Origin of the sequence: Enterobacter wuhouensis, from assembly GCF_004331265.1 — a bacterium.
Classification (GTDB): domain Bacteria; phylum Pseudomonadota; class Gammaproteobacteria; order Enterobacterales; family Enterobacteriaceae; genus Enterobacter; species Enterobacter wuhouensis.
This window is the reverse complement of record NZ_SJOO01000013.1, coordinates 41,209-61,557: the sequence shown is the minus strand read 5'-3', so window position 1 is coordinate 61,557 and position 20,349 is coordinate 41,209. Positions and strand designations below refer to the sequence as shown.

The following is a 20,349-nucleotide window of genomic DNA, read 5'->3' as shown; positions in this document are numbered from 1 at the left end:
TTATCAGCAAGTCTACGGCGACAGGCAGGATGAGTAAACGCTATTTATGGTGGGGTCAATTCAGGATATCGCATTGATGATCCTGCAGTTCCTCAGCCGATGCGCGGTTGAGCGTCAGCAGATTACGCTCGGTCGCCAGCAGAACAAACGATCCGTCCGACTGCTGCGCCATTGCCAGCGCGAAGCGCCCCATATGGTCACGCGCTTCCGGCAGCTCCTCGGCAAGCATCATAAACGGGCTGCGCTGCACCAGCTCGTTCTCCGTCACGCGACGGGCAAGGTATTCATGCCCTTCCAGCCCGCCGGGGAACGGCAGCCACTGGGTGCTGATTTGCCCCTGTGCGGCATTGAGCTTCTCGCGCACGTCCGGGCGCAGGCAGGAGATATGAATATGGAAATGGTTTTGCGTGCGTCCGGTTGGCGAATTAATGGTTAACGAAATGGCGCTATCAGGCACCTCTGCCCCGCGCTTCATGCTCATAAAGTTGCGCGACTGCCAGGCCAGCCAGAAGAAGTTTGGCGTAGCGGGTTCGGTCAGGAGCGGGCTTTCGGTGCCGTTGATGCGGTACGTGGGCATCAGCAAATACTGCAGCGGCCCGTTGCGGTCTTTGAATACCACGTAGCCGGCATCCGTCTTCACCTGCGCACACGGCGCGGGATTACGGTGTTGGATCTGATTCGGCACGCACTGGTCGAGAACGATATGACGCAACGCATTCGGATTACCCGCTTTCATCCAGTACACGCCGCCGGCGGCGAGGGCGATGACAATCAGAACCAATATGATAATTTTTTTCACAACGCGTTCCCTGTTTTCGATAGAGGCGAAAGAGTAACGCAAAATGATGACCAAATAAAAAACCCGGCGGATTTCTCACGCCGGGTCACCGTGTCGTTCTGTAAGAAACGCTTAGCGCTTGCTGATCTGGTCGAAGGTGCCGCCGTTAGAGAAGTGATCTTTCTGCGCTTTCGTCCAGCCGCCGAACTCATCATCAATGGTGAAGAGCTTCAGTTTCGGGAATTCACCGTCATATTTCTTCGCTACCGCCGGATCGCGCGGTCGGTAGAAGTTCTTCGCCGCGATTTCCTGCCCTTCCGGGGAGTAGAGATACTTCAGGTAGGCTTCCGCCACCGCCTTGGTGTCTTTCTTCTCAACCACTTTGTCGACCACGGAAACGGTCGGCTCGGCGAGGATAGATTCGCTCGGGGTGACGATCTCAAACTTGTCTTTACCCAGCTCGTTGGTCGCCAGCAGGGCTTCGTTTTCCCACGCAATCAGCACGTCGCCGATGCCGCGCTCGACGAAGGTGTTGGTTGCGCCGCGCGCGCCGGAATCCAGCACTTCGACGTTTTTAAACAGGGACTTGACGAACTCCTGGGCTTTCGCCTGGTCACCGTTGTTATGATGCAGGGCGTAGCCCCACGCCGCCAGGTAGTTCCAGCGCGCGCCGCCGGAGCTTTTCGGGTTCGGGGTGATCACCGAAACGCCCGGTTTGATCAGGTCGTTCCAGTCTTTAATCTGTTTCGGGTTGCCTTTACGCACCAGGAAGACGATGGTCGAGGTGTATGGCGCAGAGTTGTCCGGCAGGCGCTTAATCCAGTTTTTATCGATACGGCCGCGTTCCGCAATGGCGTCCACGTCGTAGGCCAGCGCAAGGGTCACCACGTCGGCTTCGATACCGTTAATCACGGACGTTGCCTGCTTGCCCGAGCCGCCGTGAGACTGGCGGATCACCACGTTATCGCCGGTTTCCTGCTTGTAGTGCGCCGCAAAGGCTTTGTTGTACTGATCGTACAGCTCACGCGTCGGGTCGTACGACACGTTCAGCAACTGGATGTCCTTAGCCAGAACGCTGGTCGATGCCAGCAATAATGTTAAACCCACGCCCCATTTATTCATCGCCCAGCTCTCTTATGTAGTGTTTTGATGAATGCAGCGTGCCAGAAAGGTAATCAATGATTAAAGAATAAAAAAAGATTGGCTATAACGTAGTGGAATAAAAGGAGTGGATAAGCGGCCTGATGCCCTCACCCCAACCCTCTCCCACGGGAGAGGGTGCAACCATAAAAAACGGTAACCCAAGGGTTACCGTTTTGCATTTACCTTGCCGCCACCCGGCACAAAACAAACGCCGATCAGTACAGTTTTTTCGCGCAGTCCAGCCAGTCACCCTTGAACGGACGCTTCATGTTTTCGATAGCGTCGATGATGTCATGGTGAACCAGTTTTTCGTTCTGAATACCCACGCAGCGGCCGCCATGGCCCTGCAGCAGCAGGTCGATCGCGTACGCGCCCATACGGGACGCCAGGATACGGTCGTAGGGACCCGGGGAACCGCCGCGCTGGATGTGGCCCAGTACGGTCGCGCGGGTTTCGCGTTTGGTTTCGGTTTCGATGTACTTCGCCAGCTCGTCAACGTCGCAGATGTGCTCGGTGATGGCGACGATAGCGTGTTTTTTACCTTTCGCGATACCGGCTTTGATTTCATTCACCAGGTCTTCACGGCTAAATTCCACTTCCGGCACCACGATGAACTCGCAGCCGCCCGCAATGGCCGCGGCCAGGGTCAGGTCGCCACAGTAGCGGCCCATCACTTCTACGATGGAGATACGCTGGTGGGAAGAAGAGGTGTCGCGCAGACGGTCAATCGCTTCAACAACGGTACCCAGTGCGGTAAAGAAGCCGATGGTGTAGTCAGTCCCTTTGATGTCGTTGTCGATCGTGCCCGGCAGGCCGATGCACGGGAAGCCCATCTCGGTCAGACGTTTTGCACCCATGTAGGAGCCGTCACCGCCGATAACCACCAGGGCGTCCAGGCCGCGTTTCTTCATGTTTTCGATAGCCACTTCACGAACGTGTTCATCACGGAATTCCGGGAAGCGCGCAGACCCCAGGAAGGTACCGCCACGGTTGATCATGTCGGACACGCTGTAGCGGTCCAGTTGAACCATGCGGTCTTCGTACAGGCCCAGGTAACCGTCATAAACGCCAAACACTTCCAGACCTTCCGTCAGCGCTGCACGGACAACACCACGAATTGCCGCGTTCATGCCCGGCGCATCACCGCCGCTTGTCAACACACCGATTTTCTTAATCATGACTACCTCTGAACTTAGGAATGCAAAATTGAAATCTGCTGCCGGAAGAAACTCTTCAACCGTCGAATACTGCAAATAGTATATCAATCACTTCCAGCTGAATTGATTCAGGTCAGGCCATATGGCGGTAATTTATCCACAAAATGCTGGCCTTGCTCACTTTTTTACAACGAATTACGAAAGCTCAACATGACCGGGCACCACCGAGCAGGGATCCTGGTGAATAATGACGTCTGAACCCGGGAAACGCTGCAAAATCGCCTGCTCGACCTGCTCAGCGATGACGTGAGCCTGTACCAGCGGCAGGTTGTCTTCCATTTCTATGTGAATCTGAATAAAGCGGGTCGGCCCTGACTGCCGCGTACGAAGATCGTGAGCGCCGCTGACGCCGGGCCAGTGAGTCACGATAGCAAAAATTTCATTGCGTTCTGCATCGGGAAGCGCGCGATCGAGAAGCGACTGCACCGCGTCGTAACCCATCCGCAGGGCGCTATATAAGATATAGACCCCTATTCCTAACGCAAACAACGCATCCGCCCGATGCCAGCCATACCAGGCCAGACCGAGCGCAATAAGAATTGCCCCATTCATCATAACATCAGACTGATAATGAAGCATATCTGCCCGTACCGCCTGGCTTTGCGTTTTGCGAACCACCCAGCGCTGGAACGTTACAAGAACAAGTGTGCTTATAAGTGCAACTACCGTAACCGCCACGCCTACACCGGGATCGTTCATCGGTGACGGCGATGCTAAATGCTGGATGCCGGTCAAAAAGAGAAACAGCGCGGAGCCAGAAATAAACATGCTTTGCGCCAGTGCGGCCAGCGATTCCGCCTTTCCATGGCCAAAGGTATGTTCGTCATCCGCCGGTTGCAGGGAATAGCGCACCACCAGCAGGTTGGTCAGCGAGGCGGCAATATCCACCAGCGAGTCCACCAGCGCCGCCAGAATACTGACCGAGCCGGTGTACCACCACGCAAAAATTTTAATGATCAGCAAACACGACGCCATTACCGTCGCGGCGATTGCGGCCCGGCTAACCAGCCGTCCATAGGATTGATTCATAAACACTCCTGTCATGCCCTGCCGCTAGTATAACGGATGGTTGAGGAGTCAAAGGATGAATAAACGGTTAACAATATTGAATGAAGGGCAAAAAAAACCCCCACATCATGTGGGGGAAGACAGGGATGGTGTCTATGGCAAGGAAAACAGGGTTTACTGGTTACTACGGGTACTGCTATTGCTACTGAAAAGCGTCGTTTCTGAGCTTCGCTGCATCCGTGCAACCTCACGCAACTGGTCCATTCGTTGCTGATGTTTGTCGTTCAAAACCGCCTGCTGCTCGGGCGTTAGCAGGTGGAACATCTGGTTGCGGACCTTCGCCATTTCTACCTGGCGGGCAACCTGTTCCTCTGCCATTTTTTCTGCCTGAGCGCGTACAGCGCTTTCGTCAAAATTTTCTGCGGTGACAAGGCGATGCATTGTCTCCATTTCGCTAACATTAACAGGGGGCTGGTCGTGTCTTGCCCTCTGCATCAGATCTCGCATCTGTTGACGCTGATGTTCGGTTAAACTTATGCCGTCAAACATATGGCTTTGGCTGCTATTCTGCGGTGCGCCCTCTTGCGAGGAACCGTTATTGCCGATGATAGCTACAGCAGCCTGGCTACACGCACTGAACGCCAGCGTTGAGGCCATGACGGCAGCGGTAACTTTGCGCATCACTTGCTCCCAAAATCTTTCGTGTCGCGATTCAACGAGAGACAGTCTACGATTCAGGCTGCAAACATGCGTCAGGGGGTGTAAAACAACGTAAAGTCATGGATTAGATAGCCTTGATGTCGTAATTTCTGCCTCGGAGGTATTTAAACAATGAATAAAATCCTGTTAGTTGATGATGACCGAGAGCTCACATCCCTTTTAAAGGAGTTGCTCGACATGGAAGGTTTCAACGTCCTGGTTGCCCACGATGGCGAACAGGCGCTGAGTCTCCTTGACGACAGCATCGATTTACTTTTGCTCGACGTGATGATGCCGAAGAAAAACGGTATTGATACGTTGAAAGAGCTTCGCCAGACGCACCAGACCCCCGTTATCATGCTGACCGCGCGCGGCAGCGAACTTGACCGCGTACTCGGCCTTGAGCTGGGCGCGGATGACTACTTACCTAAACCGTTCAACGACCGTGAACTGGTGGCCCGTATTCGCGCGATCCTGCGTCGTTCCCACTGGAGCGAGCAGCAGCAGAATACCGACAACAGCTCACCGACGCTGGAAGTGGATTCTCTGAGCCTCAACCCGGGCCGTCAGGAAGCGAGCTTCGACGGTGAAACCCTGGAACTGACCGGCACCGAGTTCACCCTGCTGTATCTGCTGGCGCAGCATCTCGGCCAGGTAGTCTCGCGTGAACACTTGAGCCAGGAAGTGCTGGGCAAACGCCTCACGCCGTTTGACCGCGCTATCGACATGCACATCTCTAACCTGCGCCGCAAGCTGCCGGAGCGTAAAGACGGTCACCCATGGTTTAAAACCCTGCGTGGACGCGGCTATCTGATGGTTTCCGCTTCATGATAGGAAGCTTAACCGCCCGCATTTTTGCCATCTTCTGGCTGACGCTGGCGCTGGTTTTAATGCTCGTGTTGATGCTGCCAAAACTCGACTCACGCCAGATGACGGAGCTTCTCGACAGCGAGCAACGTCAGGGCGTGATGATCGAGCAGCACGTCGAAGCCGAGCTGGCAAACGATCCGCCAAACGATTTGATGTGGTGGCGCAGGCTGTTTCGCGCCATCGATAAGTGGGCACCGCCCGGACAACGCCTGCTGCTGGTCACCAGCGAAGGCCGCGTCATTGGGGCCGATCGCAATGAAATGCAGATTATCCGTAACTTCATTGGCCAGGCGGATAACGCCGATCACCCACAGAAGAAAAAATACGGTCGCGTTGAGATGGTGGGCCCTTTCTCCGTCAGGGATGGGGAAGATAACTACCAGCTCTACCTGATCCGCCCGGCGAGCAATTCCCAGTCCGACTTTATCAACCTGCTGTTTGACCGCCCGCTCCTGCTCCTGATCGTTACGATGCTGGTCAGTTCACCGCTGCTGCTATGGCTGGCATGGAGCCTGGCAAAACCGGCGCGTAAGTTGAAAAACGCCGCGGATGAAGTGGCGCAGGGCAACCTGCGGCAGCATCCCGAACTGGAAGCCGGCCCGCAGGAGTTCCTTGCTGCCGGCACCAGCTTTAACCAGATGGTAACGGCGCTTGATCGCATGATGACCGCCCAGCAGCGCCTGCTGTCGGATATCTCGCACGAGCTGCGTACCCCGCTCACGCGCTTACAGCTCGGCACCGCCCTGCTGCGCCGCCGCAGCGGTGAGAGCAAAGAGCTGGAGCGTATTGAGACAGAAGCCCACCGCCTGGACAGCATGATTAACGATCTGCTGGTGATGTCGCGTAACCAGCAGAAAAACGCGCTGGTGAGCGAAACGGTGAAAGCCAATCACCTGTGGCACGAGGTGCTGGACAACGCGGCGTTCGAAGCGGAGCAAATGGGTAAATCCTTTACCGTCAACTTCCCACCGGGCCCGTGGCCGCTGTACGGTAACCCCAACACGCTGGAAAGCGCGCTGGAGAACATCGTGCGTAACGCCCTGCGCTACTCGCACACGAAGATTGAGGTGGCGTTCTCGGTGGATAAAGACGGGATCACCGTTATTGTCGATGACGACGGTCCTGGCGTCAGCCCGGAAGACCGCGAGCAGATTTTCCGTCCGTTTTACCGTACCGACGAAGCGCGCGACCGCGAATCTGGCGGCTCGGGGCTGGGGCTGGCGATTGTTGAAACCGCCATGCAGCAGCACCGCGGCTGGGTGAAAGCCGACGACAGCCCGCTGGGCGGGCTGCGGTTAACGCTGTGGCTACCGTTGTATAAGCGTTCGTAGTTTTCCCCTCACCCCGGCCCTCTCCCCAAAGGGGCGAGGGTGTTCAAGTCCCCTCTCCCCTTTGGGGAGAGGGTTAGGGTGAGGGGTAAAGCGTCGCCTTATTTACCCCACAATCTCCGCGAATTATCCTCAATCTTGCCGCTTACGCGTCGCTTCTGCATCGTTCTGGTCCAGCTGGTTGATAACCCCGCCGCCGACAGCATGCGGTGATACTGCTCGTCGTCAAAAGGCATATGCCAGGCAATGGCGCAGGCGTCATAAACAGACACATCGCTCAGGCGCGACGCCAGCTCAAGCGGCGCGTCCGCAGAAACCTGCCCAGCCAGCACCACGCGGTACAGCCAGCCGGTCTTACCCGCAATTTGCAGCTGCTCGGACATATCGCTGATGCCAAAATGGTAGTTGAGCTTAAAGCACGGCGAGCGCGGCTGCGTCACCTGAATCAGGGCATCACCCCAGCGGTAAATATCACCGATAAAGACGTTTTTCTCGGTCAGTCCTTCGGTCGAGAGGTTCTCGCCAAACGCGGGCGCGACAAACAGATCCGCCTGTTCGGGGAATTCGGTTTTCCAGTGCTGGTAGTGCTCGCGCGGATAGTGGCACAGCGCGCGCTCGGGCCCGCCGTGGATTTTCTTCTCCGCCTGCTCATCCCCCGCCAGCCCCAGCTCGGTGAGGGTGAGTTCGCCGTCAACCTGCAGTTTGGCAATAGCGCTCGGGCGACTGCCATCGTAATCCCTTATTTTTCCGGTGAATACATTAACGGGATAGTTCATCGCGGCTCCTTACGCAGATTGTGGGTATAAAAAAAGCGAGTCATCAGACTCGCTTCTCACAGGCGTCAATGCAACCTTATTTTTTAGCGGCGAAACGCGCTGCTGCTTCGTCCCAGTTCACCACGTCCCAGAAGGCTTTGATGTAGTCCGGGCGACGGTTCTGGAATTTCAGGTAGTAAGCGTGTTCCCACACGTCCAGGCCCACGATTGGGAAGCCGGATGCGCCAGAGATTGCTTCACCCATCAGCGGGGAGTCCTGGTTCGCGGTAGAAACAACCGCCAGCTTGTCGCCTTTCAGAACCAGCCACGCCCAGCCAGAGCCGAAACGGGTTGCAGCGGCTTTTTCGAATTCCGCTTTGAAGTTGTCAACAGAACCGAAGTCGCGCTCGATAGCCGCTTTCAGGTCGCCCTGCAGGGTGGTACCGGTTTTCAGGCCTTTCCAGAACAGGCTGTGGTTAGCGTGACCGCCCGCATTGTTACGCAGCACGGTTTTCTTGTCCGCAGGCAGCTGGTCCAGCTTGGTGATCAGCTCTTCAGCAGACAGGTTCGCGAACTCTGGCAGGCTTTCCAGCGCGGCGTTCGCGTTGTTCACGTAGGTCTGGTGGTGTTTAGTGTGATGGATTTCCATCGTCTGCTTGTCGAAATGCGGTTCCAGTGCGTCATAGGCATACGGCAGGGATGGCAGTGTATAACTCATAATCCTCTCCATTATTGTCGGGCGGCACAGCTGTTAATGCCGCGTAAGCAGTTGGTTCATTATAGTTAATTAAATGATATTGAAAATGATTATCAATGCCGTAGTTTTTATAAGGTTATTCATTTTTCGATTAATAGCGGAATTGTGAGTCTGCTCACGCGGTTAACGTGCTGATTGCCATCCAGAACAAAAGTGCGGCAACCTTCTGAAGGTTCCCAAACCGCCTAATTTTTACACTCATCAAGTCGGCGGGAAGCCACCGACTATAAAAACGATGAGGATGTAAAAATGAATCATGCGATTACGATGGGTATTTTCTGGCATTTGATAGGCGCGGCCAGTGCAGCCTGTTTCTATGCCCCGTTTAAAAAGGTAAAAGGCTGGTCGTGGGAAACCATGTGGTCCGTAGGCGGTACCGTCTCCTGGCTGATTTTGCCGTGGACCATTAGCGCCATGCTGCTCCCGGATTTCTGGGGCTACTTCTCCTCCTTCAGCGCCTCTACCCTGCTGCCGGTGTTTCTGTTCGGCGCGATGTGGGGCATCGGCAACATCAACTACGGCCTCACCATGCGCTATCTCGGCATGTCGATGGGCATCGGCATCGCGATTGGCATTACGCTTATCGTCGGCACCCTGATGACGCCGATCCTCAACGGCCACTTCGACGTGCTGATTAACACGCAGGGCGGACGGATGACGCTGCTGGGCGTGCTGGTCGCGGTGATCGGCGTGGGTATCGTCACCCGCGCGGGCCAGCTGAAAGAGCGCAAGATGGGCATTCGTGCGGAAGACTTCAACCTGAAGAAAGGCCTGCTGCTGGCGGTGATGTGCGGCATCTTCTCGGCGGGCATGTCGTTCGCCATGAACGCCGCCAAACCGATGCACGAAGCCGCTGCCGCGCTGGGCGTCGACCCGCTGTACGTTGCCCTGCCAAGCTACGTGGTGATTATGGGCGGCGGCGCGCTGGTGAACCTCGGCTTCTGCTTCATTCGTCTGGCAAAAGTGAAGAACCTGTCGGTAAAAGCCGACTTCTCGCTGGCAAAACCACTCATCATCACCAACGTGCTGCTTTCCGCGCTCGGCGGCCTGATGTGGTACCTGCAGTTCTTCTTCTACGCCTGGGGCCACGCCAGCATTCCGGCGCAGTATGACTACATGAGCTGGATGCTGCACATGAGCTTCTACGTGCTGTGCGGCGGGCTGGTTGGGCTGGTGCTGAAGGAGTGGAACAACGCCGGGCGTCGTCCGGTGGGCGTCCTGAGCCTGGGCTGCGTGGTGATTATCATTGCCGCTAATATCGTTGGCCTCGGCATGGCGAACTGATTACGCCGCCTTTCGACTGCGATGACGCCACTGAACCGGCGTCATCCCCACCTCGCGGTTAAACACCACCGAAAAGTAGTTGCTGTCCTCAAAGCCGCAGCGCATCGCCACTTCGCTCACCATCAGCTCCGTATGCTGCAGCAGATACTGGGCGTGGCAGATGCGCAGCTGGCGCAGGTAGTGGTTGACCGTCATCCCCGTCTGGGTGCGGAACTGCTGGCGCAGCGCGCGCTCGCTGCACTGCTCCTGCTCGCAGAATTTCTCCAGCACGAAGCTTCTGTTCAGGCTGCCCGCAAGCGTGGTGATGAGCTTATCCAGCAGGGCTTCCTGCGTGGTGGCTGAGGGGTTGTCCGTGGCATAACGATGGCGCTTCAGCGTCATCACCAGCTGGGCAAAAAGCAGCTCCGCCATCTGGTTAGCGACCGGGTCGCTCTTCTGGCTCTCCTGCTCCAGCTGGGAGATAACCTGCCGCACCTGCGTCATACCGCTGCTGCTTAACCGCCAGTGCGGGGAACCCTTAGCGTCAAGAAAACCGGGGATGTTCGCCGCCCAGTCGACGTTAAGCCTGAGCCTGTCGGGGCAGTAGATGACGTTTTGCAGCACCAGGTCGTTAACCGAGGCGTAGGAGTGCTTATCTTCGGCGCGAATGTAGAAAAGATCCCCACGCGTGATGCGGTAGGGCCGGTCGTTGAGGACGTGCAGGCCGTTGCCGCGCCACACCAGCACCAGCTCGCAAAACTCGTGGGTGTGCTCGGCAAAGACGTTTTGCGGGTAGCGATCGGCCACCGCCACGGCCTGACCGGCGGAGGCAAAAAAATCATCTTTGCGAAGTATTAACTGAGCAGCCACACCACGACCTCTACGGCGAATAACCGGACATTATTAGCCTTTTTGCGGTTAAAAAACGGTGACTGCCCTCGCGTTACTGAAGTGACGCATCCTTGCCCTGGCGTATATCGCGCGGCGACCAGCTAAACTCGCGGCGAAAAAGCGTCGAAAAGTGGTTACTGTCGCCGAACCCGCAGCGATAGGCGATATCCGTAACGCTTTCGTCCGTATGGCGTAAAAGATGACGCGCTTTGATCAACCGCAGACGGTTAAGGTAGCGCTGGGGCGTCAGCCCGGTGTGCTGCTTGAGCTGGCGATGCAGGGTGCGCAGCGACAGCGAAAAGTCCTCCGCCAGCGTTTCCCAGCAGACGTCCTCGGCGAAATGATCTTCCAGCCAGGCCATCAGCTGGTTCAGCCGCGCGTCGTTATTTTCCAGCCCTTCCACCAGGCTGCTGCGGCGCAGCAGCACCAGTAGCTGCATGAACAGCAGCTCGCGGGTAGCGATGGCGTGCGTCTCCTGCCCGTCCTCGCTCTGCTCCATCTGGCTCACCAGCTGTCGCACCTGCTGCAACGTGGACTGATTCACCCGCCAGTGCGACGGGTAGTGCCCGTCCTTCTCCTGCGGCAGCAGCTGATTCAGCCCGGAAAGGAACTGGAACGCGTCCGGGGAACGATAGAGCACGTTGGTCAGGCACAGGTTGTCGGTATGTTCATACAGGTGCCTGTCGTGGTCGCGCACGAAGCACACCGTGCCGCCGCTGATGGTATACGGCTGGCCGTTAAAGACGTGAATGCCCGTGCCGTGCTCAACAATCACAATCTCATGAAAATCATGATGATGTTCCGGGAACGCGGCCTGAGGGAGCCGCGGCTCAATCGCGACGGGCGACCCTCCCGAAGGAAAAAAATCCACGCTGTGCAGTACGGTCATAACGGCCCCCACCAATGAGAAATGTTCTCAAAATAGTAATGGGGGCCTGCCGCGCTCACCTTAAATTTTCGGCAGCAAACTTCGCAAAAGCTGTCCGTTTTTCAAGAAACAGGCGGAAAGATCGGGAAATGCGGTAAGCGTCACACTGCCTGAAAACCCCGCCATTACTGGAAACTGTGAACTCCCTCACGTTCATCTTTGCTTTCTTGCCAGCGCGGGATTTGCCCTGTCAGTGGCGAGAAGGTGCCTTTTTCTTCCCTTTCTTACACTCACCGCTAATGACTTAAGAAAGGACCCGACCATGACTTTTCGCCATTGTGTGGCAGTCGATTTAGGCGCATCCAGCGGCCGCGTAATGCTCGCCACCTGGGACTGCGACCAGCGCACACTTTCGCTTCGCGAAATGCACCGTTTCGCCAACTGCCTGCAAAAGCAGGACGGTTTTGAGACCTGGGATATCGATGCCCTGGAAGCGGAGATCCGCACCGGACTGAACAACGTCTGCGATGCCGGCATTCGCATCGACAGCATCGGCATTGATACCTGGGGCGTGGACTACGTGCTGCTGGACGGTGACGGCGAGCGCGTCGGCCTGCCCGTCTCCTACCGCGACAGCCGCACCGACGGCCTGATGGCGCACGCCATCGCCCAGCTTGGCAAAGACAACATCTACGGGCGCAGCGGCATTCAGTTCCTGCCGTTTAACACGCTGTACCAGCTGCGCGCCCTGGTCGAGCAGCAGCCGGAGCTGGTCGCGAACGTGGCCCACGCGCTGCTAATCCCGGATTACCTGAGCTACCGCCTGACCGGCAATATGAACTGGGAATACACCAACGCCACCACGACGCAGCTGGTGAACATCAACACCGATAGCTGGGACGAAAACCTGCTGGCGTGGACGGGCGCATCGCCGTCCTGGTTCGGCACGCCAACGCATCCCGGAAATGTGATCGGTCAGTGGATTTGCCCGCAGGGGAACGACATCCCCGTCGTTGCCGTCGCAAGCCACGACACCGCCAGCGCGGTTATCGCGTCGCCGCTCGCCGGCAAAGACGCGGCGTATCTTTCTTCCGGCACCTGGTCGCTGATGGGCTTCGAGAGCAAGACCCCGTACACCAGCGATGCCGCGATGGCGGCGAACATCACTAACGAAGGTGGCGCGGAAGGGCGCTACCGCGTGCTGAAGAACATTATGGGCCTGTGGCTGCTCCAGCGGGTGCTGAAAGAGCAGAACATCACCGACCTGACCGCGCTTATCGCGGAAACCGAAAAGCTGAAGGCCTGCACCTTCCTGATCAACCCGAACGACGACCGCTTTATCAACCCGGCGCACATGAGCGCTGAAATCCAGGCCGCCTGCGTCGAGGCCGGGCAGCCGGTGCCGTCCAGCCCGGCAGAGCTGGCGCGCTGCATTTTTGACAGCCTCGCCCTGCTGTATGCCGACATCCTCAGCGAGCTGGCCGATCTGCGCGGCAAGCCGTTCAGCCAGCTGCACATCGTGGGCGGCGGCTGCCAGAACCGGCTGCTGAACCAGCTCTGCGCGGATGCGTGCGGCATCACCGTGGTCGCGGGCCCCGTGGAGGCCTCCACGCTCGGCAATATCGGCATTCAGCTGATGACCCTGGACGAACTGTCTAACGTTGACGACTTCCGCTCGGTGGTCACCGCGAACACCCGACTGACCGCCTACACCCCCAATTCCTGCCATGAAATTGCCCGCTACCGGGCGCAGTTTCAGCAAAACCGACTGACTAAGGAGCTTTGCGCATGACCACTCAACTTGAACAAGCCTGGGACCTGGCTAAACAGCGTTTCGCCGCCGTCGGCGTGGATGTCGAAGAGGCCCTGCGCCAGCTCGACCGTCTGCCCGTCTCCATGCACTGCTGGCAGGGCGATGACGTCGCCGGTTTCGAGAATCCGGGCGGTTCCCTGACGGGTGGTATTCAGGCCACGGGTAACTACCCGGGCAAAGCGCGTAACGCGACCGAACTGCGCGCCGATCTGGAGCTGGCCCTGAGCCTGATCCCGGGGCCAAAGCGTCTGAACCTGCACGCGATTTATCTCGAATCCGACGAGCCGGTGGCGCGTAACGAGATCAAACCGGAACACTTTACGAACTGGGTTGAGTGGGCGAAAGCCAATAAGCTGGGCCTGGACTTTAACCCATCCTGCTTCTCGCACCCGCTGAGCGCCGACGGGTTTACCCTCGCCCACGCGGACGATGAAATCCGTCAGTTCTGGATCGACCACGTGAAGGCCAGCCGCCGCGTTTCTGCGTATTTCGGCGAGCAGCTCGGCACGCCGTCGGTGATGAACATCTGGATCCCGGACGGCATGAAGGACATCACCGTTGACCGTCTGGCCCCGCGCCAGCGCCTGCTGGCCGCGCTGGATGAGGCCATCAGCGAAAAACTGGACCCGGCGCACCACATCGACGCCGTGGAGTGCAAGCTGTTCGGCATCGGCGCCGAGAGCTACACCGTCGGTTCAAACGAGTTCTATATGGGGTACGCCACCAGCCGCCAGACCGCGCTGTGCCTGGATGCCGGCCACTTCCACCCAACCGAGGTGATCTCCGACAAAATCTCCGCCGCCATGCTCTACGTGCCGCGCCTGCTGCTGCACGTCAGCCGCCCGGTGCGCTGGGATAGCGACCACGTGGTGCTGCTGGATGACGAAACCCAGGCGATTGCCAGCGAAATCATCCGCCACGACCTCTTTGACCGCGTGCACATCGGCCTCGACTTCTTCGATGCCTCCATCAACCGCATCGCGGCGTGGGTTATCGGCACCCGCAACATGAAGAAGGCCCTGCTGCGCGCCCTGCTGGAGCCGACTGCCGAACTGAAAAAGCTGGAAGCAAACGGCGACTACACCGCGCGTCTGGCGCTGCTGGAAGAGCAGAAATCCCTGCCGTGGCAGGCGGTGTGGGAGATGTACTGCCAGCGTAACGACGCGCCTGCGGGCAGCCAGTGGCTGGATAACGTGCGGGCGTATGAGAAAGACGTGTTGAGTCAGCGCGGGTAACTGCCCCCTCACCCCTGCCCTCTCCCCAAAGGGGAGAGGGAGCAAACCATCCCCTCGCCCCTTTGGGGAGAGGGTTAGGGTGAGGGGAAACTCTCACCGCGATAACTGGAAATGAAAACTATGCAGACCATCACCACCTCCTGGTTCGTCCAGGGCATGATCAAAGCCACCTCCGACGCCTGGCTGAAGGGCTGGGACGAGCGCAACGGCGGCAACCTGACGCTGCGCCTGGACGACGCGGATATCGAGCCGTTCGCGGCCGACTTCCACCAGAAGCCGCGCTATATCGCGCTGAGCCAGCCGATGCCGCTGCTCGCCAACACGCCGTTTATCGTCACCGGTTCCGGCAAGTTCTTCCGCAACGTCCAGCTCGACCCGCAGGCCAACCTCGGCGTGGTGAAGGTGGACAGCGACGGCGCGGGCTACCACATTCTGTGGGGCCTGACGGACGAAGCGGTGCCAACCTCTGAGCTGCCGGCGCACTTCCTCTCCCACTGCGAGCGCATCAAGGCCACCAACGGCAAAGACCGCGTGATCATGCACTGCCACGCCACCAACCTGATCGCCCTGACCTACGTGCTGGAAAATAATTCTGATTTCTTCACTCGCAAACTGTGGGAAGGCAGCACCGAGTGTCTGGTGGTGTTCCCGGACGGCGTCGGCATTCTGCCGTGGATGGTGCCGGGTACCGACGAAATCGGCCAGGCAACCGCCGTGGATATGCAAAAGCATTCTCTGGTGCTGTGGCCGTTCCACGGCGTCTTCGGCAGCGGCCCGACGCTGGATGAAACCTTTGGCCTGATCGACACCGCCGAGAAATCCGCGGAGGTGCTGGTGAAGGTCTATTCCATGGGCGGCATGAAGCAGACCATCACCCGGGAAGAGCTGATCGCCCTGGGCAAACGCTTTGGCGTCACCCCGATGCAGTCCGCGTTAGATCTTTACCCATAACAACATCGCGCCCCGCTCACCGAGACGGGGCGAAAACCACCTGCAATCCCTACAACTAACTCAAGTCAGTGGAGTAAAAGCAATGAAAATAAAGACAAGCTTGATCCTCACCGTTGCCGCTCTGGCGTTGTCCGGTTCCGCTTTAGCAGAAGTGAAAATCGCCCTGGTGGCGAAGTCCTTGGGGAATGGATTCTTCGAAGCAGCGAACGTCGGCGCGCAGGAGGCGGCCAAAGAGTTAGGCGATGTAAAAGTGATTTATACCGGCCCGACCACCACCACGGCGGAAGCGCAGATCGAGGTGCTGAACGGGCTGATCGCCCAGGGCGTGGATGCGATCGCGATTTCCGCGAACGATCCGGACGCCGTTGTGCCGGTGCTGAAAAAAGCGATGCAGCGCGGCATTAAGGTGGTGTCGTGGGATTCCGGGGTGGCGAAAGCCGGACGTCAAATTCATCTGAACCCGTCCAATAACGCCCTGATTGGCGAAACCAACGTTAAGCTCGCCGCCGACGCGCTGAAGGCGCTGAACGTCGAGAAAGGCGACGTGGCCGTGCTGAGCGCGACCCCAACCTCCACTAACCAGAATACCTGGATTGCGGAGATGAAAAAGGTGCTGCCGAAGTACCCGTCCGTCAATCTGGTGACCGTGGCCTACGGGGACGATCTCTCTGATAAAAGCTACCGCGAGGCGGTCGGCCTGCTGAAAACCTATCCTGATCTGAAAGTGATCGTTTCACCGTCGTCCGTCGGCATTGTCGCTGCGGCGCAGGCGGTGAAAGACCAGGGCAAGATCGGCAAAGTGTACGTGACGGGGCTGGGCCTGCCGTCCGAGATGGCGGGCGCGGTGAAGTCCGGCGCGAGCAAAAGCTTTGCCATCTGGAACCCGATTGACCTGGGCTATGCGGCAACCTACCTGGCGGATGACCTGGTGAAAGGCACCGCCACGAAGGGCGAGGCCAGCATGGGCAAGCTGGGCAAAGTGAAGCTGGATGCCGACGGCAACGGCGCAATGGCCGAGCCGTTCGTCTACGATGCCAGCAATATTGATAAGTTCTCGAAGATTTTCTGATAAATACCGAACCCTTACCCCTCACCCCAACCCCTCTCCCCAGAGGGGCGAGGGGCTCGATCGGCGCCATCCTCCAATAGGTGCGAGGGGCTCGATCAATTCCCTCTCCCCTTTGGGGAGAGGGTTAGGGTGAGGGGTGAGGGTGAACCAAACGGAGAACTATCATGACCCCATTGCTACAGCTTTCCGGCATCACCAAGGTATTCCCCGGCGTGCGTGCCCTTGAGAACGTGCAGCTTGCGCTCTGGCCCGGCAAAGTGACGGCACTTATCGGCGAAAACGGCGCGGGCAAGTCGACGCTGGTCAAAGTGATGACCGGCATTTACCAGCCCGACGAGGGCGAAATCCTCTACAAGGCGATCCCCGTTCACCTCCCTACGCCGGAATCAGCGCATAAGATCGGCATTACCGCCATTCATCAGGAAACCGTCCTGTTTGATGAACTCTCGGTCACCGAAAATATCTTTGTCGGCCAGTATCTCTACAAAGGCTTTCTGAAAAAACTCGACTGGACGGAAATGCACCGCCGGGCGCAGGCGCTCCTCACCCGCCTTGAGGTGCAAATCGACCCGCGCGCGACGCTGAAAACGCTGAGCATCGCCCAGCGCCACATGGTCGCCATTGCCCGCGCGCTGTCGTTTGAGGCGCAGGTGGTTATTCTTGATGAACCTACAGCGGCCCTGTCGCAGCACGAAATCCTCGAGTTTTATCAAATCGTTGAGCGCCTGAAGCAGGAGGGCAAAGCCATCCTGTTTATCTCCCACAAGTTTGACGAGATTTTCGAGCTTGCCGATCACTACACCATTTTGCGCGACGGCGCGTTCGTCGGAGAAGGCGCGATGAGTGCGATAACCGAAGAGCGGATGGTGTCGATGATGGTCGGGCGCGCCATTACCCAGACCTTCCCGAAGGTGGAGTGCGAAAAAGGCGAGACGGTGCTGGAGGTAAAAAATCTCTGCCACCCGACCGAGTTTGCCAACATCTCTTTCTCCCTGCGTAAAGGGGAAATCCTCGGCTTCTACGGGCTGGTCGGCGCCGGGCGTACCGAGCTGATGCAGGCGCTTTCCGGCGTCACGCGGCCATCTTCAGGAGAGATCATCCTCAACGGTCAGCCCCGGCGCTTCCGGCAGCCTGCGGATGCGATTAAAGCCGGTATCGTCTGCGTGCCGGAAGAGCGGCAGAAGCAGGGTGCGATTATCGAACTGTCCATTGCCCAAAACATCAGCCTGCCGCAGCTCGCCAAGCTCAACCCGAACGGCGTGCTGCACGACGACCGCGAATGGCGGCTGGCGGATGAATACGCCAGGCGCCTGCAGGTGAAAGCCTTTAGCTGGAAGCAGGCGGTGCAGACCCTCTCCGGCGGCAACCAGCAAAAGGTGGTTATCGGCAAATGGCTGGCGACGCATCCTGACGCGATCATCCTCGATGAGCCGACAAAAGGTATCGATATCGGCTCAAAGGCCGCCGTTCATCAATTTATGTCCGAGCTGGTCGCTCAGGGGCTGGCGGTGATTATGGTGTCGTCCGAGCTGCCGGAAGTGATGGGCATGGCGGACCGCATCATCGTAATGCACGAAGGGCTGATGGTGGCCGAATACCGGGCGGGTGACGCGACGGCGGAAACCATCGTCAGCGCCGCCAGCGGTGCAAAACAGGAGGCGGCATAATGCTTACCTCACTGTTAAAACACCGCGAAGCCCTGCTGGGCGCGGTAGTGTTACTCATGGTGGTCGCTATCGGCAGCCGCGTGCCGTCGTTTATCGCGCCGGGCAACCTGGTGGAGATGTTTAACGACACTTCGATTCTCATCATTCTCGCGCTCGGGCAGATGATGGTGCTGCTTACTAAAGGCATCGACCTGTCGATGGCGGCCAACCTGGCGCTGACCGGGATGATTGTCGCCCTGATTAACTTCCACTACCCGGACGTGCCGGTCTGGGCGCTGCTGATCCTCGCGAGCGCGCTCGGGCTGCTGATGGGCGCAATTAACGGCCTGCTGGTGTGGAAGCTCGGCATTCCGGCGATTGTGGTGACGCTCGGCACCATGAGCATCTACCGCGGGATTATCTTTTTGCTCTCCGGCGGCGGCTGGGTGAACGCCAACCAGATGGGCGCGGACTTCCTCGGCCTGCCGCGCGCCTCGGTGCTGGGCCTGCCGGTGCTGAGCTGGTGCGCCGTCGCCGCGCTGCTGCTGGTGGGCTATTTCCTGCGCTTCAGCCGCACCGGACGGGCGCTGTACACGGCGGGCGGCAACGCCACGGCGGCGTACTACACCGGGATCAACGCAGGGAAAATGCAGTTTGTCAGCTTCTGCCTCTCCGGGCTGCTGGCCGGGTTCTGCGGCTACCTGTGGATTTCGCGCTTCGCCGTGGCCTACGTCGACGTGGCGAACGGCTTTGAGCTACAGGTTGTCGCCGCCTGCGTGATTGGCGGTATCAGCACCATGGGCGGCACCGGGCGCGTGCTCGGCTGCCTGTTCGGCGCACTGTTCCTCGGCGTTATCAACAATGCCCTGCCGGTGATCGGCGTCTCCCCGTTCTGGCAAATGGCGATTTCCGGCACGGTGATCGTCATTGCGGTGCTGCTGAACGAGCGCGGCAACAGGCGTAAAGGGCGGCTGATCCTGCGCGACGCGGCGCTGGCACGGCAGAAACTGGCGGTGAAATCATGAGCAAAATGATGGCCTCTGAAGAGATCAAAAACGTGCCTGCTGCGCCGGGCATCTTCCAGCGCCTGCTGTGCTGGGAAGGCTTCCTGCTGGCGGTGACGCTGGCGGTGTTCGTGGTGAACGCGCTGGCCTCGCCCTACTTCCTCAACGTCTGGAACCTCTCCGACGCGACGTTCAACTTCACCGAAAAGGCGATCATCGTGCTGCCGATGGCGATGCTGATCATCGCCCGGGAAATTGACCTGTCGGTGGCCTCCACCATCGCGCTCAGCTCCACGGTGATGGGCTTTTGCGCGGCGGCGGGCGTGGATACGCCGCTGCTGGTCTGCGTGGGATTAGGCGTCGGGCTGCTGTGCGGGCTGCTCAACGGCATCCTGGTGACGCGCTTTAACCTGTCGTCCATCGTCATCACCATCGGCACCATGAGCCTGTACCGCGGGATCACCTACATCCTGCTCGGCGACCAGGCGCTGAACAGCTACCCGGAGAGCTTCGCCTGGTTCGGACAGGGCTACGTCTGGGGCGCGCTGTCGTTCGAGTTCGCGCTGTTTATCGTGCTGGCATTGCTGTTTGCCTTTGTGCTGCACCGCACCAACTTTGGCCGCCGCACCTACGCCATCGGCAATAACCCGACCGGCGCGTGGTACTCCGGCATTAACGTTAAGCGCCACAACCTGATGCTGTTCGCGCTGGTGGGGCTGATGTCCGGCCTGGCGTCGGTGCTGCTCACCTCGCGCCTGGGCAGCACCCGCCCGACGATCGCGATGGGCTGGGAGCTGGCGGTGGTGACGATGGCGGTGCTCGGCGGCGTCAATATTCTCGGCGGGTCCGGCAGCATGGTGGGCGTGATTATCGCCGCCTTCCTGATGGGGCTGGTGACCTTTGGCCTGAGCCTGCTCAACGTGCCCGGCATCGTGATGTCGGTGATTATCGGCGCGATGCTGATCGTGGTGATTTCGCTGCCGATTATTACCCGCCGGGTGATGCAGCGAAGACGGAGTTAAATTGCCCCTCACCCCTGCCCTCTCCCCGGAGG

General features: G+C 58.6%; 19 protein-coding genes. 10 read left to right on the top strand and 9 right to left on the bottom strand.

The window, feature by feature from the left end:
- Nucleotides 1-55: 55 nt before the first annotated feature.
- The 5 genes from E0L20_RS20855 to cpxP form a co-directional block, all read right to left on the bottom strand.
- Nucleotides 56-799, bottom strand: coding sequence for a CDP-diacylglycerol diphosphatase (locus E0L20_RS20855; protein ID WP_131635619.1), 744 nt, complete (start codon nucleotides 797-799; stop codon nucleotides 56-58).
- Between the two features lie 111 nt (nucleotides 800-910).
- Nucleotides 911-1,900 carry a sulfate ABC transporter substrate-binding protein gene (locus E0L20_RS20850; protein ID WP_131635618.1) on the bottom strand — a complete coding sequence of 330 codons (990 nt, stop codon included), beginning with the start codon at nucleotides 1,898-1,900 and terminating at the stop codon, nucleotides 911-913.
- 236 nt (nucleotides 1,901-2,136) lie between these two features.
- On the bottom strand, nucleotides 2,137-3,099 hold the full coding sequence (gene pfkA, locus E0L20_RS20845) for a 6-phosphofructokinase (RefSeq protein ID WP_131635617.1): 963 nt from the start codon (nucleotides 3,097-3,099) through the stop codon (nucleotides 2,137-2,139).
- Nucleotides 3,100-3,273: 174 nt separating this feature from the next.
- Nucleotides 3,274-4,167: a CDF family cation-efflux transporter FieF gene (gene fieF / locus E0L20_RS20840; RefSeq protein ID WP_131635616.1), complete on the bottom strand. Its 894-nt coding sequence runs from the start codon at nucleotides 4,165-4,167 to the stop codon at nucleotides 3,274-3,276.
- Nucleotides 4,168-4,320: 153 nt separating this feature from the next.
- The gene (cpxP, locus tag E0L20_RS20835) at nucleotides 4,321-4,827 is read right to left on the bottom strand and encodes a cell-envelope stress modulator CpxP (RefSeq protein ID WP_131635615.1); all 507 of its coding nucleotides are present in this window, start codon (nucleotides 4,825-4,827) and stop codon (nucleotides 4,321-4,323) included.
- Nucleotides 4,828-4,977: 150 nt separating this feature from the next.
- Here cpxP and cpxR point away from each other — a divergent pair, with 150 nt between their 5' ends.
- Both cpxR and cpxA read left to right on the top strand, forming a co-directional pair.
- Entirely contained in the window at nucleotides 4,978-5,676 is a 699-nt protein-coding gene (gene cpxR, locus E0L20_RS20830) for an envelope stress response regulator transcription factor CpxR (RefSeq protein ID WP_003862004.1), read from the top strand.
- Nucleotides 5,673-7,046, top strand: a complete 1,374-nt coding sequence (gene cpxA, locus E0L20_RS20825) for an envelope stress sensor histidine kinase CpxA (protein WP_131635614.1) — start codon at nucleotides 5,673-5,675, stop codon at nucleotides 7,044-7,046. Before cpxR ends, cpxA begins: the two co-directional genes overlap by 4 nt.
- A 98-nt stretch (nucleotides 7,047-7,144) precedes the next feature.
- On the opposite strand, the gene yiiM is transcribed toward cpxA, so the two are convergent.
- Together yiiM and sodA are read right to left on the bottom strand one after the other, a co-directional pair.
- Nucleotides 7,145-7,819 (bottom strand): 6-hydroxyaminopurine reductase, encoded by a 675-nt coding sequence (gene yiiM, locus E0L20_RS20820; protein ID WP_131635613.1) that lies wholly within the window; start codon nucleotides 7,817-7,819, stop codon nucleotides 7,145-7,147.
- A 76-nt stretch (nucleotides 7,820-7,895) separates the two neighbouring features.
- Nucleotides 7,896-8,516, bottom strand: coding sequence for a superoxide dismutase [Mn] (gene sodA, locus E0L20_RS20815; protein WP_010436906.1), 621 nt, complete (start codon nucleotides 8,514-8,516; stop codon nucleotides 7,896-7,898).
- 288 nt (nucleotides 8,517-8,804) lie between these two features.
- Between sodA and rhaT the strand changes: the two genes are divergently transcribed.
- On the top strand, nucleotides 8,805-9,839 hold the full coding sequence (gene rhaT, locus E0L20_RS20810) for an L-rhamnose/proton symporter RhaT (RefSeq protein ID WP_131635612.1): 1,035 nt from the start codon (nucleotides 8,805-8,807) through the stop codon (nucleotides 9,837-9,839).
- On the opposite strand, the gene rhaR is transcribed toward rhaT, so the two are convergent.
- Together rhaR and rhaS (E0L20_RS20800) are read right to left on the bottom strand one after the other, a co-directional pair.
- A complete protein-coding gene (gene rhaR / locus E0L20_RS20805) occupies nucleotides 9,840-10,688 on the bottom strand; it encodes an HTH-type transcriptional activator RhaR (protein WP_131635611.1) in 849 nt (282 codons plus the stop codon). It lies immediately after the preceding gene.
- A 73-nt stretch (nucleotides 10,689-10,761) separates the two neighbouring features.
- Nucleotides 10,762-11,598, bottom strand: coding sequence for an HTH-type transcriptional activator RhaS (rhaS, locus tag E0L20_RS20800; RefSeq protein ID WP_131635610.1), 837 nt, complete (start codon nucleotides 11,596-11,598; stop codon nucleotides 10,762-10,764).
- A 301-nt stretch (nucleotides 11,599-11,899) separates the two neighbouring features.
- On the opposite strand from rhaS (E0L20_RS20800), the gene rhaB reads away from it, so the two are divergent.
- The 7 genes from rhaB to E0L20_RS20765 all read left to right on the top strand — a co-directional run bounded on the left by rhaB (nucleotide 11,900) and on the right by E0L20_RS20765 (nucleotide 20,317).
- Nucleotides 11,900-13,369, top strand: coding sequence for a rhamnulokinase (gene rhaB / locus E0L20_RS20795; protein ID WP_131635609.1), 1,470 nt, complete (start codon nucleotides 11,900-11,902; stop codon nucleotides 13,367-13,369).
- The gene (gene rhaA, locus E0L20_RS20790; protein WP_131635608.1) at nucleotides 13,366-14,625 is read left to right on the top strand and encodes an L-rhamnose isomerase; all 1,260 of its coding nucleotides are present in this window, start codon (nucleotides 13,366-13,368) and stop codon (nucleotides 14,623-14,625) included. Before rhaB ends, rhaA begins: the two co-directional genes overlap by 4 nt.
- Before the next feature lie 120 nt (nucleotides 14,626-14,745).
- Nucleotides 14,746-15,576 (top strand): rhamnulose-1-phosphate aldolase, encoded by an 831-nt coding sequence (rhaD, locus tag E0L20_RS20785; protein WP_131635659.1) that lies wholly within the window; start codon nucleotides 14,746-14,748, stop codon nucleotides 15,574-15,576.
- An 82-nt stretch (nucleotides 15,577-15,658) separates the two neighbouring features.
- Nucleotides 15,659-16,645, top strand: coding sequence for a rhamnose ABC transporter substrate-binding protein (gene rhaS / locus E0L20_RS20780; protein ID WP_108417954.1), 987 nt, complete (start codon nucleotides 15,659-15,661; stop codon nucleotides 16,643-16,645).
- Between the two features lie 164 nt (nucleotides 16,646-16,809).
- Nucleotides 16,810-18,312 (top strand): sugar ABC transporter ATP-binding protein, encoded by a 1,503-nt coding sequence (locus E0L20_RS20775; RefSeq protein ID WP_131635607.1) that lies wholly within the window; start codon nucleotides 16,810-16,812, stop codon nucleotides 18,310-18,312.
- On the top strand, nucleotides 18,312-19,316 hold the full coding sequence (locus tag E0L20_RS20770) for an ABC transporter permease (RefSeq protein ID WP_131635606.1): 1,005 nt from the start codon (nucleotides 18,312-18,314) through the stop codon (nucleotides 19,314-19,316). Before E0L20_RS20775 ends, E0L20_RS20770 begins: the two co-directional genes overlap by 1 nt.
- Nucleotides 19,313-20,317 (top strand): ABC transporter permease, encoded by a 1,005-nt coding sequence (locus tag E0L20_RS20765; protein ID WP_131635605.1) that lies wholly within the window; start codon nucleotides 19,313-19,315, stop codon nucleotides 20,315-20,317. The genes E0L20_RS20770 and E0L20_RS20765 overlap by 4 nt, the downstream gene beginning before the upstream one ends.
- Nucleotides 20,318-20,349 lie beyond the last annotated feature (32 nt).